Source organism: Halomonas sp. AOP27-A1-41 (genome assembly GCF_052378605.1).
GTDB lineage: Bacteria > Pseudomonadota > Gammaproteobacteria > Pseudomonadales > Halomonadaceae > Vreelandella > Vreelandella citrativorans.
Map to the genome: position 1 here is coordinate 57614 of NZ_JBQSXT010000008.1, position 13897 is coordinate 71510.

Sequence of the window (13897 nt, forward strand, 5' to 3'; positions counted from 1 at the left end):
TAGAGAACACCATAAGGGAAACGACATGGCTACCGAGATCAAAGCGCCAACCTTTCCGGAATCCGTTGCCGAAGGTACTGTGGCTACGTGGCACAAAAAGCCGGGTGACAGCGTCGAGCGTGACGAACTGATTGTTGAAATCGAAACCGACAAAGTGGTGCTGGAAGTGGTGGCACCTGAAGCGGGCACCCTGACTGACGTAATGGCCGAAGAGGGCGAAAGCGTCGCGTCTGAGCAGGTGCTTGGCAAAATCGGTGAAGGCAGCGCTTCAGGCGACAGCGGTAAAAAAGAAGAGCCATCTTCTGATGAGCCGAAAGCCGAGAAAGCTGATCAGCAAGACGAAAAGAAAGAAGAGAAAACAGAAGAGAAGAAAGCCAGCGGCGGCAAGCAGCATGATGTAAAAGCGCCGAGCTTCCCTGAGTCTATCCAGGAAGGCACCGTGGCGACTTGGCACAAAAAGGTCGGTGAAGCGGTTAAGCGCGATGAAGTGCTGGCTGATATCGAAACCGATAAAGTCGTACTGGAAGTGGTTGCGCCTGCTGACGGTGCGCTGGCAGAAATCAAAGCCGAAGAGGGCAGCCAGGTAGAGTCCGAAGCAATTCTCGCGGTCTTCACCGAAGGTGGCGGTAGCAACGTAGCAACAGCGGCTGATAAAGAGCCAGCCGCCTCTGCTGACGATGGCGCCAGCGATGAGAAAATGGGCGACAAGATCGTCGCACCGGCGGCGCGCAAGCTGGTTGCCGAGCACGACCTTGACGTTGCCAAAATTGAAGGTACGGGCAAAGGCGGTCGCGTCCTGAAAGAAGACGTGCAAAAAGCCGTTAAAGATGGCTCCGCCAAGAAAGGTGCTGCCAAGTCTTCTGCGCCGAGCAACGCCGCAGCGACCCCAGCGGCTGTTGAAGGCGAGCGTGTTGAAAAACGCGTGCCGATGACCCGCCTGCGTCAAACGATTGCCAAGCGTCTGGTACAAGCTCAGCAAACCGCTGCCATGCTGACCACGTATAACGAAGTGGACATGACTGAGATCATGGCCCTGCGTGCGCAGTACAAAGACACCTTCCTAAAAGCTCACGATATCAAGCTGGGCTTTATGGGCTTCTTTGTAAAAGCGGCAACTGAAGCTCTCAAACGCTTCCCGGATGTTAATGCCTCTATCGACGGTACCGACATCGTGTATCACGGTTACCAGGATATCGGTGTTGCGGTATCCACCGACCGTGGTCTGGTGGTCCCTGTACTGCGCGACACCGACAGCATGAAAATTGCTGATGTCGAAAGAACGATTGTTGATTTCGGTAAGCGTGGTCGTGACGGCAAGCTGGGCATGGACGACATGATCGGCGGCACCTTCACCATCACCAATGGTGGTACGTTCGGTTCTCTGATGTCGACGCCGATTATCAACCCGCCGCAAACGGCTATTCTGGGGATGCACAAAATCCAGGATCGTCCGATGGCTGTTAATGGCAAGGTTGAAATTCGCCCCATGATGTACCTGGCACTGTCATATGATCACCGTATGATTGATGGCAAAGACGCCGTACGTTTCCTGGTTACGCTTAAAGAATTGCTGGAAGACCCGGCACGTTTGCTGCTGGACGTCTAAGGTACGTAGACCACGTATCCTTGCGCATTGATATTTCGATACGCGCCACCCTTCTTATGCAGTCGCACACCGCTCTTCTCTCGGCAATGTAAAGACGAGAGAAGAGCACCGAGCTAAAGGAGCCAACATGGCTGACAAGTTTGATGTGATCGTTATCGGCGCCGGCCCTGGCGGTTACGTAGCTGCTATCCGTGCAGCGCAAATGGGCCTGAAAACAGCCTGTGTTGAAAAATGGGTTAACAAGGAAGGCAAGACTGTTCACGGCGGCACCTGCCTGAACGTCGGTTGTATTCCTTCCAAAGCGCTGCTGGAAACCTCACATAAGTTTGTTGAAGCACGTGATCACTTTGCTGAAGTTGGCATCGAGATTGACGCGCCGAAGGCTAACATTGCCAAAATGCTCGAGTTCAAAAACTCGGTCATTAACAAAAACGTGGGCGGCATCAGCGCACTGTTCAAGGCCAACGGTGTTACTTCGCTGGAAGGTAAAGGTAAAGTTACTTCGTCTACAGAAGTTGAAGTAACCGACCACGATGGCAATGCCACGACCTACACGGCTGACAACATCGTTATCGCCGCAGGCTCCGTGCCGGTTGAAATTCCGCCGACGCCGCTGACCGACGACCTGATTGTGACGTCTACAGGCGCACTTGAGTTTACCGAAGTACCCAAGCGTTTGGGTGTGATCGGTGCTGGTGTTATTGGCCTGGAGCTGGGCAGCGTTTGGAAGCGTTTAGGTTCTGACGTGACCGTTCTTGAAGCCATGGACAGCTTTTTGCCGATGGTTGACGGCGCGATTGCCAAAGAGACCCAGAAGCTGCTCAAGAAACAGGGTCTGGACATCAAACTGGGCGCACGCGTGACCGGTTCTGAGGTCAAGGACAACGAAGTCGTCGTTAAGTACACCGACGGTGACGGCGAGCAGGAAATGACCTTCGACAAACTGATTGTTTGTGTGGGTCGTCGTCCTTATACGCAAGGCGTGATTGCCGACGGCGTAGGCGTTGAGCTTGACGAGCGTGGCTTTATCTTCGTCGATGACCAGTGCCGTACTAATGTCCCGAGCGTTTATGCAATCGGTGACTGTGTACGTGGTCCAATGCTTGCTCATAAAGCGTCTGAAGAAGGCGTTATGGTCGCTGACATTATCGCTGGCCATAAAGCTGAAATGAATTACGACGCCATCCCCAGCGTTATCTACACCTCGCCTGAAGTAGCGTGGGTAGGTATAACCGAGCAAGATGCCAAAGCGAAAGGCATCGAAGTCAAAACCGGCTCTTTCCCGTTCTCTGCCAACGGTCGTGCGCTTGCCAACAATGCGCCTGAAGGTATGGCCAAGATTATTGCCGATGCCGAAACAGACCGCATTCTGGGCATGCACATCGTCAGTCAGCACGCGGGTGAGCTGATTGCCCAAGGCGTTATCGCGATGGAATTTGGTTCCAGCGCTGAAGATCTAGCGTTGACCTGCTATGCCCACCCGAGCACTTCTGAAGCTATTCATGAAGCGGCTCTCGCGGTGGAAGGCCATGCAATCCACATGGCTAATCGTAAAAAGCGCAAATAAGTTCAGCGGTAACTACCAGGCGCCACCATTAGGTGGCGCATCACTTTCGGGCATGTTGTAAAATAGCGCGCGAAAGTACGGGGACAGCCCGTTTTTAAAACGGGTTGTCGTTCGAGTCACATGCAACCAATGGCATGAATCGATGAACCTTCACGAGTATCAAGGCAAACAGCTGTTTGCTGATTATGGTCTACCAGTGTCTAAAGGCTTTGCCGTGGACACTCCCGAAGAAGCAGTAGAAGCCTGCAAAAAGATCGGCGGCGACATGTGGGTAGTTAAAGCCCAGGTGCACGCAGGTGGCCGTGGTAAAGCGGGTGGCGTTAAGTTGATCAAAGATCCGGCTGAAGCGAAGGCGTTTGCCGAGCAGTGGCTGGGCAAAAACCTGGTAACCTTTCAGACTGACGAACAAGGTCAGCCGGTTGCCAAGATTCTGGTAGAGACCTGCACTGATATCGCCGATGAGCTTTACCTCGGTGCCGTTGTCGATCGTACTACCCGTCGCGTGGTCTTCATGGCCTCGACTGAAGGTGGTGTTGAAATCGAAACGGTTGCTGAAGAGACGCCGGAAAAGATTCTTAAAGCCGAAATTGATCCGCTGGTTGGCGCACAGCCGTACCAGGCGCGTGAGTTGGCCTTTGCTCTGGGCCTGAAAGGCGACCAGGTCAAACAGTTCACCAAGATCTTCTTGGGCCTATCCAAGTTGTTCCACGACAAGGATCTGGCGCTTTTAGAGATCAACCCGTTGGTTATCACTGACGAAGGCAACCTGCACTGCCTCGACGCCAAACTGGGCCTCGACAGCAATGCGTTGTACCGTCACCCGGACCTGCAGGCCATGCGCGATCCTTCCCAGGAAGATCAGCGTGAAGCCGATGCAGCGAAGTGGGAACTGAACTACGTCGCACTCGACGGTAACATTGGTTGCATGGTAAACGGCGCAGGCCTGGCCATGGGCACCATGGACATCGTTAACCTGAGTGGCGGCAAGCCGGCTAACTTCCTGGACGTTGGCGGCGGCGCGACCAAAGAGCGCGTAGCAGAAGCGTTCAAGATCATCCTGTCTGACGACAACGTGAAAGCCGTTCTGGTTAACATCTTCGGCGGTATCGTACGTTGCGACATGATTGCTGAAGGCATTATCGGTGCCGTTGAGCAAGTGGGTGTCAACGTGCCGGTCGTGGTTCGCCTGGAAGGTAACAATGCCGAGTTGGGTGCTGAGAAACTGGCGTCCAGCGGTCTGAACATCATCGCTGCTACCAGTCTGACCGATGCGGCTCAGCAGGTTGTTAAAGCGGCGGAGGGCAAGTAATGAGTATCCTGATCGATAAGAACACCAAGGTCATCTGCCAGGGTTTCACTGGTGGCCAGGGCACGTTCCACTCCGAGCAGGCGATTGCCTATGGTACGCAAATGGTCGGTGGTGTTACGCCGGGCAAAGGCGGCCAGGAGCATTTGGGCCTGCCAGTTTTCAACACCGTTAAAGAAGCGGTAGAGAAAACAGGCGCGGAAGCCAGCGTTATCTACGTACCGGCTCCGTTCTGCAAAGACTCAATCCTTGAAGCCGCTAACGCTGGCATCAAGCTGATCGTTTGCATCACCGAAGGCATCGCTACGCTTGATATGCTCGACGCAAAAGTAAAATGCGACGAGCTGGGCGTGCGTCTGATTGGCCCGAACTGCCCGGGTGTTATTACGCCGGGTGAGTGCAAAATCGGTATTATGCCGGGTCACATCCACCAGCCGGGCCGTGTGGGTATCGTTTCCCGCTCTGGTACGCTGACTTACGAAGCCGTTAAGCAGACCACTGACCACGGTTTCGGTCAGTCTACCTGTGTCGGTATCGGTGGCGACCCGATTCCGGGTTCCAACTTCATCGACATTTTGGAAATGTTCGAGAAGGATCCGAAAACCGAAGCGATCGTTATGATCGGCGAAATCGGTGGTACGGCTGAAGAAGAAGCAGCCGCCTACATCAAGGATCACGTTTCCAAGCCAGTGGTTTCTTACATTGCCGGTGTTACTGCACCTCCTGGCAAGCGTATGGGCCACGCTGGCGCCATCATTTCTGGTGGTAAAGGCACGGCTGACGAGAAGTTTGCTGCTCTGGAAGACGCCGGTGTTAAAACCGTTCGTTCTTTGGCAGAAATCGGCGACGCACTGAAAGAAGTGACGGGCTGGTAAGCTGGCAAGCGGATCAAAAAGGGGTGCCGTTTGGCACCCCTTTTTTGTATCTTCAAGTTGGCTGCACCGCCGTCATTTTAACCCTCGACCTCACGCTTGCGCCCTTCAAGAATTTTTCTGAGCAGCGGGCGTCCTGCCATCAGCATAAATACCGGCGCCCCGGCGATCAGATAAAAATAGTAGGTGACAGCACGCCAGATCAAGATGGCGGCTGCCGCGCTGCTTTGACCCACGATAGGGGCCAGCAGGGCCGACGAGGAGAGCTCTGCACCCCCGGCACCGCCGGGCAGGAGGGTCAGTTGGCCAGCCGCCATGGAGAGCATCTGCACCAGGAAGGTCCATGCCCAATCCAGATGTTGTCCAAGGCCGTACAGCGTGACGTAGAGAATGCTGTAGCGCACGATCCAGTGCACGATCCCGAATCCGAAGGCCAAAGCCAGCGCTGAGCGCGGCAACTGAAGGGTTTCGGTAAAGGCCTGCTTGAAGAGCAGGATGCGGCGCACCATGGCATGCTGGAGCCGTGCACTGACACGCATTCGAGACAGTAAGCGGCCGGTCACAATTAGTACGCGGCGATGATAGCGGCCTATGAGAATGACGCCGAGCAGCGCCAGGCACAAGAGTGCCATGGGTACCACTAGCATCCATCCTAGCCGGGCATCAATGGAGCGCGTGATGACATAAATCATCATCGCGATCATCGAACAGAGAAAAAACAGCAGGTCAATGATCTGGTCTACAGCAAAAATGGCAGTGGTTTGCGCGGGTCGTACGCCACGTTGCGTGAGAAGGGCGATCAGTGTCAATGGCCCACCGCTTCCCCCTGGCGTGGCGCAAATGGCGAATTCAGTGGCCATTACCGTACCGGTTGCACGCATCAGGCCCATGTTGCCGGCGCGTCCCGCCAGTAGAACACGCAGCTTGGCACCGTTAAGCAGCCAGCAGGCCAATATCATGCACAGCATCAGCGCAAACAGACTTGGTGGAAACCCGGCAAGTAAATGAATAAGGTCAGTGCCACCCAATAATAGGGGGATGGCCATAACAGCGATGAGACCTGCGGTCAGCAGCCAGAGTGTTCTTTGCATGCGTTTAATTATTCAGGGGTGGGTTTGGCGCTGGGCGAGCGTTTTCAAGGCGGGTACCCATACGTGATGATAAGGTGCCAGTCTGATCGTGCTGACTGCAATGGCGCTGTAACCAACTGATCTTGGTGGTGGGCCGATAGCCTTCTTCTAACAGGCGCCGAATCGTCGTCAGCCAGTAGCGCCTTGAAATAGCATGGCGCATATCCACGGGGTGTAACCCCAGGCGAATCAGTGGCGCTTGGCGATGACGACGCCTGGCCCGCTCATTAACGACCCAGGACATACCGCGCCGCCAGCGGCTGCGTGCGCTCCACACTAGCGAGGGCGCCTTAATCGGTGTGTAGTCTGGCAGAAAGTACAGCTGGCCGGGGTCGCTGGTATAGGTAAACCCTTGGGTTTTCAGTGCCTGCCGTGCGCCTTCGCCTAAAAGCCAAGCGGGCGCAACGAATCCCTCCAGTGGCCAGCCTTGAGCACGAAAAAGTTCGACGCCACGCTGTAAACGTTCAAGCGCATCAGCGTAGCTGAGCGGGTAAAACTCACCTTCATAGGTATAAAGCCGTCGCATGAAGTAGTCGCGCGGCGTGCGGGGGGCGGGCGCATCATCGCAGTGATAGAAACCATGTAACGCCAGTTCGTCTCCGCGCTCCCTGCGCTGATGCAGAAGCTGCAGCATGTCGGTGTCTTTAAAGGTGTTACTGCGATGATGAAAGTCAGGCACGACAAGCCAAGTCATGGGGATTTTTCCCATGCTATCGACCTCCTCGACAAAGGCGCGATAGTCCGGCCAGGTGATGGGGGCAATGTCATGGAGTACCAGTGCAAATTCCCTGTTAGCCATGCTGTGCGCTCACCGTTGCCGTATGACTAATGCCGAGAAGTTCGCGATAGTGCTGCATAACCCCCTGCACGACGATATCCCAGTCATGATGGCGTTCTACATGCGCGCGCGCGCGACGGCCCATGGCTTTTGCATCGTTTTCGAAAAGCGCCTGAATGCTGCGCGCCATATCTTCACTGTCCAGAGGTCGACACAGCATTCCGCACTCTTCGGGAACGTTTTCGGTCAGCGCACCGGCGCGGGCTGCCACTACCGGAATGCCACAAGCCATGGCTTCCAGCACAATCAGCCCGAAGGTTTCCTGGGTGCCCGCATGCAACAACGCATCGCTACTGGCGAAATAACGTGCAATCTCGGCGGTCGGGCAAAAATGATTGATGACCGTTACGTTGTCGGGAACCTGAGTCGGCATTGAGGAGCCGATCATCAGTAAATGATAGCGCTGTGTGGATGTGCCGCTCTTCAGGCGGCGCATGGTCTCCAGCAGGGTCGACAGGTTTTTTTCCTGCGAGCCACGCCCGGCAAAAACCAGCAGGCGTGTGTCGTCATCAAGCCCCAGCTCGACCCTGACCTGCTCATCGCGAAGTTCAGGACGAAAGGTTGTGAGATCTACGCCCAGCGGCTGAACGCGAACCTCCTTAATACCTAGCCCTTCGAGTCGCTCTGCCATCACACGGCTCGGAGCGAGGACGCGATCATAGTGATCATAAAGCCGCGAGATGTAGCCATTGATCAACGAACGTGACCAGCCCCCTAGCCGATTGCTGATCATGGTGGGTAGGTCGGAGTGGTAAAAAGCTATCAGCGGGATATCAAGCTCACGGGCGCTTGCGATGGCCGCCCAGCCGACGGTATACGGGTCGCCGGCTTCGATCAGGTCCGGACGCACCTCATTAAGCGCTCGCCGCCAGGGACGCCTTGTCAATGGGAAGCGATAGCCATTGCTGAAAGGCAGTGGGGTTGCGGGCACATCAACACGGTGATCTTGGGCTATATACACATGGCGCTCGCCAGGCACCAGCAGGGTATGGCGAGCATCGGCCAGGGCGTTCAAGCGATGACGCTTGGCATCAAGATAGGTACGTACGCCGCCACTGGAGGGCGCATAAAACATGGTCATGTCGGCAATATGCACTACGCCGATACCTCCTCGAACCACTGATAGTTGAGCGGGCGACTTATGATTGCAAACGCAGGGGGCTGCAGGCGCCCCCCTGTATAATGTGTCATTTTGATGACCGCTGAAGCAAGCGGCAACAGACTATTGCCTGTCACATTGCCGAGGTCATAAGCCCGCCCATATGGGCGGGCAGACACTTTAGGCGGGGCGTGCCACCAGCGAACGGGTTTCTTCACGCGCTTCTACCAGCGCAACACGTAGGCTATCGCCCAGTTTATAGCGCTCTTCACCCTCGATCTGAATGCGTCCCTCTTTATCATCGATAGCCACTTTGTCGCGGTCGCTATGCATCAAAGGAGCTGGAACAAATGCGGTAGCGCCATTCTCAATCAGGCGTACGCGCATACCGCCACGGTTAATCGCCATAATGTCAGCTTCAAACGTGTCCTGGTTCTGCGCCGCAGGCGTTAAGAAGCGCACGTAGAGCCAGTCTTTCACATCACGCTCGGCCATCCGGTTTAGGCGGCGGCGCTCGGTGAGCTGCTCGGTTAACGCCTGGCTTGCTTCTGCCGGGGCCTGTTCGCTTTTCAGTACGCGTTTGATCAAACGGTGATTGACCATATCGCCATACTTACGAATCGGTGATGTCCAGGTCGCGTAAGCAGCTAGGCCAAGGCCAAAGTGCGGGCCGGGCTGAGCAGACATGCTGGTAAAGCCCTGGAAACGACGCAGACGAGCATCCAGCCAGGCGTCATCGCGGCTCTCAAGCGCGCGCTTAAGCTCTTTGTAGTGATCCAGTTCCGTTAACGCTTCACGCTCAACGGTAATCTCCTGGCTTGCCAGGAACTCTTGCGCCGCCTCGGCTTTTTCAGGCTCAAAGGCACGATGCACGTTAAAGATACCGTGGCCGATGTGGCTTGCCAGGAAGTCCGCGCAGCAGGCGTTGGCCGCAATCATCGACTCTTCAATCATGCGGTTGGCGATACGCCGGTCTTCGGTATTGATCGCCAGCACATTGCCTGCCGCGTCCAGCTCAAAAACGTAATCGGGACGATCTTTAAAGACCAGTGCGTGCTCGTTGCGCCAGGAGGTACGTGCTTCGGTGAGTTCTTGCAGCGCAGTAAGCTGCTCGGCGATGTTATCTTCGGGTGCCCAATCGCCTTGACCGTCAATCCAGTCAGAAACGCGGTCATACACGAGCCTGGCATGCGATTTAACGTTCGCCGCGAAGAAGCGGTAGTCACCCAGGCTGCCGTCGGCATTGATAACCAACGTGCAAGCGAGTGTCGGGCGCTCTTGGCCTTCCCGTAGCGAACACAGGTCATCGGCCAACTGTTCCGGCAGCATGGTCACGTTTTGGCCCGGCAGGTACACGGTGAAGGCGCGGGTACGTGCTTCCAGGTCAGCGGCATGCCCCTCTTCTACATAGGCAGTGGGGTCCGCAATCGCGACGCTTAGCTGCCAGCCGCCCTCTGCGCGTTTGCTGACGTGTAGCGCATCATCCATATCGCGGGTTTTTTCACCGTCGATAGTGAAGAAGGGCTGCTCGGTAAGGTCTTCGCGGGTCAGGCCTTCTTCGTGTAATGGCCATTCGGTGCCCGCATCGGGGCAGTCCTGTTCCAGCGCGTGACGGGCAAGTGTGACGCGCCATGGCACCGCAGGGTCGTCCGACTTGGCGACCAGATCATCAATCTGGGCAAAAAAGCCGCGGTCATTCTCTTTAAGCGGATGGCGAACCAGGCGGGCAACCACCCAGTCACCATCGGCAATGCTGGCTTCATCCAGGCTGTTTTTGATACGTGACTTGATCACATTACGAATAGAGGGGTGATCAGGGACGACGGCCAAACGATCTTCGCGCTTTTGAACACGCGCCACAAAGCGGTCAAGACCGGCTTCAACCAGTTTTTCAGGCTCAACCGATTTCTTGTCACCGTTTTCGTGAATCACCGCTTCTACGCGGTCACCGTGAATCACCTGCTTCATCGCGGGAGGCGGCACGAAGTAGGATTCACCGTTATCGGTTTCGAGAAAGCCAAAGCCTTTCTCGGTGGCTTTAATCACCCCTTCAGCGCGCGGGGTGGTATCACGAATTTGTTGCTTGAGCTGAGCAAGCATAGAATTATTCTGAAGCATGAGATCAATCAGTTGGCGAGAGTAGCTTGCCACTATACGGATTCCCAGGGGCTGCGCCAATTATCCGCCGTGGAAGTTGATGTTAGTTAGATAGTATCTTAGATAGTATCAAGGTGTGACATAGCCCGAGGAGGATCGGTTAAGCTGATGTTTCATTAATGGAGAGCGCACGTTATGACACCACGGCTGATTGTTTCTGATCTTGATGGCACCCTATTGGGGCGCGACCATCGCTTGCACGAAGATACCATTGAGGTCTTAAGAACGTTGGTCAACCAGGGGCATCTTTTGGTGCTTGCATCAGGACGCCACTACGCCGATATGCGTGTTTTTAGAGATCAGCTCAATGTTCCCATCCATTTAATCAGCAGTAACGGTGCCTATACACACGACCCTAACGATCAATTGCTGGCGGCCTACCATGTCGGGTCCCCTCAGGCTGCCGCGTTGATTAAATTGCCGCGCCCGGACGGTGTACGGTTAAGCCTTTACCTGGACGATGCCTGGTACATAGATGCTGAGTCGCCCAGCCATTTGGAAATGCATGCAGCCACGGGATTTGTCTACCAAGTGGTGCCGCCGGAGAAGATGCCTACCGAGGGGATCGGCAAGGTGCTTTACGGTGGGCGCCCGGATGCGCTGTTAAAGATCGAAACCGCGATCCGCGAAATTAATGATGGCTCGCTTCACGTGACCTATTCAACCAGCGATTCGTTAGAGATTATGGCGGGAGGCGTCAATAAGGGAGTAGCGCTGTCGGCGCTGCTCAAGCGCCTCTCGGTTGCATCTGAAGACTGCCTTGCTTTTGGCGACAACCTCAACGACGTTGAGATGCTAAGCTTGGTGGGAGAGCCGCACTTCATGATTAACTCACACCCAGAAATGGCCGGCAGGCTAAACGCCGCGCGGCAGATAGGCCACCACGGCGAGGCGGCCGTCGCTGTGCTGTTACGCGAGCGATTTGCACTCTGAAAGCGGCATTAAAAAGAAGATTCGTTAGCGTCAGTCCCATCATTAGTCGAAGGGGGCTTGAGATACCCGGTCCCCTCGACCATCATCATGGCCCCAGAACGACAACAACGTAGGGCCAAAGCCGCTGCAATGACGACACCCGCTGCTACCTTGATTGTGGTCGATGACGATCCGGAAATTCGTGAGCTGCTTGCTGATTATCTGGGTCGCCACGGTTATCGTGTTTTCACCGCCGATGGCGCCGAGGCGCTGCATGCTCTGCGCTTGGAGCGCTCTCCCGACTTGCTGATTGTCGATTTAATGTTGCCCGGCGATGACGGGTTTACCATCTGCCGTGATGTGAGAAAACATAGCGATGTGCCGATTATTATGCTTACGGCCAGTGCTGATGAGACTGATCGAATTCTCGGCCTGGAGTTAGGTGCTGATGACTACCTGAGCAAGCCATTTAACCCCCGCGAGCTGTTAGCGCGCATTAAAGCGGTATTGCGGCGTACGCGCAGTGATGCGGCGCCTATTCCCACAGGGCAAGCGCGTTGGGTGGGGTTTGGTCAGTGGCAGCTCGATCGCATGACACGAGAGCTGATTGACGAGAAGGGTGAGCGTACCTCGCTCTCAGGGGCCGATTTTCAACTACTCCAAGTGTTTCTGGAACACCCTGCCACGGTGCTCTCGCGGGATGATCTCTATGCGCTGACCCGGGGGAGAGACGCGCCGCCGTTTGATCGCTCCATTGATGTTCACGTTTGTCGGCTTCGCCAACGGTTGGGCGAAGATGCTCAGCATTCGCAACTGATCCGCACGGTGCGAGGGGCGGGCTATGTGTTAACCGCCCAGGTAGATGCATTAACGTGAAAGCGACAGGATGGAGAGGCATTAGACGTAGGCTGGCCCGCTGGCTGCCTGCTTCTCTGCGTGGGCGTTTTGTCATTATCATGATCGCTGGGGTGCTGGTGGCTCAAGGCGCCAGCTATGCGCTTTGGAGTTCTCAAGTACGATCCAGCCATTTGGCTCAGCTTGATGAGCTGTCCACCAACATGGCCTTTAGCATCGCCTCCACCATGCGGTTCTTCCGCTCGCTACCCGTTGAATACCGCCATATTGTGCTGGATCAGTTACGCAATATGGGCGGAACGCGGTTTTTTGTGAGCGTTAACGAGCGCCGACTCATGGTCAACGATATTGGCTCGGGGCTGGAAAAAGAAGTTGTCGTTAACAACGTACGTTCGGTGCTCACTCGCGAGCTTAATATTGACGATGTCGTCGTCGAATTTTCGCGTCCGGAAAATCTGCGCGTACTCAATAACGAGGTGCTTCTTTATGACCTGCCGCCCCGTTGGGGGCAGCACAGCCTGATGATGGAGCCGCTATCGCCGCCCATTTTAGTCGTACAGTTAGAGCTTTCACCCGGCACCTGGCTTTACGTTGCCACGCTCCTGGGCGTGCCCGATATTTTTAGCGGCTATCGCTGGCTTTCTGAAGAGCGTTTGCTGGTAGGGCTTTTGGTACTGCTGAGCGTGTTGGCGCTTTCGTTACTGGGCATTACCAGCGTGACCCGGCCGCTGGCACGGCTTTCACGCGCGGCCAGGCAGTTGGGAGATGACCTTGATATTCCCCCCTTAAAGGAGAGCGGCCCCAAAGAGGTGGCGGCCACTGCCATTGCATTTAATCGAATGCAGCGACGCATACGTGAGCAGATTGAGGAGCGCGAGCGGCTGTTCTCCGCTATTTCTCATGACCTAAAAACACCGATCACCCGTATGCGCCTGCGTGCCGAGATGCTGGATGACACGCTCCAGCGCGAGCGTTTTTGTGCCTCTCTGGACGAGTTGGATAGTTTGGTAAAAGGCGCGCTGGCATCGGTAAAAGGGCTGGATCTGCACGAAGAACCGGTGCCTGTGTCCCTGGAGCAACTGCTTGAAGAGCTGGCCGAGGCGCTTAGCTTGCAAGGGGGGGAGGTCAAGATTGAGCGCCAGAGTGCCGTCAACATCGCGCCGATTGTTGCCAAGCCTCTAGCGCTAAAGCGTTGCCTGGCCAATTTGCTTGAGAACGCGATTTTTTACGGTAAGCAGGCGGATATCTATCTGTTTGATGAGGAGGCAAGCGTCACCTTACAGATACGCGATTACGGCCCGGGCATTCCTGAAAAGCAGTTAGAACGCGTGTTTTCGCCCTTTGTAAGGCTGGAACCTTCTCGCAGCCGCCATACCGGCGGTAGCGGCCTGGGGTTAGGCATTGCCAAGCATATCGCCCGGGCACACGGTGGCAATATTCAGCTTGCCAACCATGCCGAACAAGGCCTAATCGTGACCCTTACGCTACCGCGTCAGGAAACTATTACGGGTTTGTAATAAACCTCCAACACTATGCAGCACTCGGTAACTCACGT

At 55.5% G+C, this 13897-nt stretch carries 11 protein-coding genes; 7 read left to right on the forward strand and 4 right to left on the reverse strand.

Features of this window, described 5'->3' with window-relative positions:
- The first annotated feature begins 25 nt into the window (after nt 1-25).
- From odhB to sucD, 4 genes are all read left to right on the forward strand, one after another.
- Nucleotides 26-1606, forward strand: a complete 1581-nt coding sequence (gene odhB, locus ACT3TC_RS07400) for a 2-oxoglutarate dehydrogenase complex dihydrolipoyllysine-residue succinyltransferase (RefSeq protein ID WP_444639624.1) — start codon at nt 26-28, stop codon at nt 1604-1606.
- 127 nt (nt 1607-1733) lie between these two features.
- A complete protein-coding gene (gene lpdA, locus ACT3TC_RS07405; protein ID WP_172117206.1) occupies nt 1734-3173 on the forward strand; it encodes a dihydrolipoyl dehydrogenase in 1440 nt (479 codons plus the stop codon).
- Between the two features lie 142 nt (nt 3174-3315).
- Nucleotides 3316-4482: an ADP-forming succinate--CoA ligase subunit beta gene (sucC, locus tag ACT3TC_RS07410; RefSeq protein WP_193054822.1), complete on the forward strand. Its 1167-nt coding sequence runs from the start codon at nt 3316-3318 to the stop codon at nt 4480-4482.
- Nucleotides 4482-5354 (forward strand): succinate--CoA ligase subunit alpha, encoded by an 873-nt coding sequence (gene sucD / locus ACT3TC_RS07415; RefSeq protein ID WP_172117205.1) that lies wholly within the window; start codon nt 4482-4484, stop codon nt 5352-5354. The genes sucC and sucD overlap by 1 nt, the downstream gene beginning before the upstream one ends.
- Before the next feature lie 77 nt (nt 5355-5431).
- Here the strand turns inward: sucD and ACT3TC_RS07420 are convergent, their stop codons facing one another.
- The 4 genes from ACT3TC_RS07420 to ACT3TC_RS07435 form a co-directional block, all read right to left on the reverse strand.
- Nucleotides 5432-6442, reverse strand: coding sequence for a lysylphosphatidylglycerol synthase transmembrane domain-containing protein (locus ACT3TC_RS07420; RefSeq protein WP_444639625.1), 1011 nt, complete (start codon nt 6440-6442; stop codon nt 5432-5434).
- A gap of 4 nt (nt 6443-6446) precedes the next feature.
- Nucleotides 6447-7280: a DUF2334 domain-containing protein gene (locus tag ACT3TC_RS07425; protein WP_444639626.1), complete on the reverse strand. Its 834-nt coding sequence runs from the start codon at nt 7278-7280 to the stop codon at nt 6447-6449.
- On the reverse strand, nt 7273-8415 hold the full coding sequence (locus ACT3TC_RS07430) for a glycosyltransferase family 4 protein (RefSeq protein ID WP_444639627.1): 1143 nt from the start codon (nt 8413-8415) through the stop codon (nt 7273-7275). Before ACT3TC_RS07430 ends, ACT3TC_RS07425 begins: the two co-directional genes overlap by 8 nt.
- Before the next feature lie 183 nt (nt 8416-8598).
- Nucleotides 8599-10536 (reverse strand): exoribonuclease II, encoded by a 1938-nt coding sequence (locus tag ACT3TC_RS07435; protein WP_444639652.1) that lies wholly within the window; start codon nt 10534-10536, stop codon nt 8599-8601.
- Nucleotides 10537-10710: 174 nt separating this feature from the next.
- Here ACT3TC_RS07435 and ACT3TC_RS07440 point away from each other — a divergent pair, with 174 nt between their 5' ends.
- From ACT3TC_RS07440 to ACT3TC_RS07450, 3 genes are all read left to right on the forward strand, one after another.
- Complete coding sequence (locus tag ACT3TC_RS07440) at nt 10711-11508, forward strand: HAD family hydrolase (RefSeq protein ID WP_444639628.1); 798 nt, start codon at nt 10711-10713, stop codon at nt 11506-11508.
- A 129-nt stretch (nt 11509-11637) separates the two neighbouring features.
- Nucleotides 11638-12363, forward strand: coding sequence for a response regulator (locus ACT3TC_RS07445; RefSeq protein WP_193054826.1), 726 nt, complete (start codon nt 11638-11640; stop codon nt 12361-12363).
- Nucleotides 12364-12443: 80 nt separating this feature from the next.
- Entirely contained in the window at nt 12444-13859 is a 1416-nt protein-coding gene (locus ACT3TC_RS07450) for an ATP-binding protein (protein WP_444639653.1), read from the forward strand.
- The last annotated feature ends 38 nt before the right edge of the window (nt 13860-13897 follow it).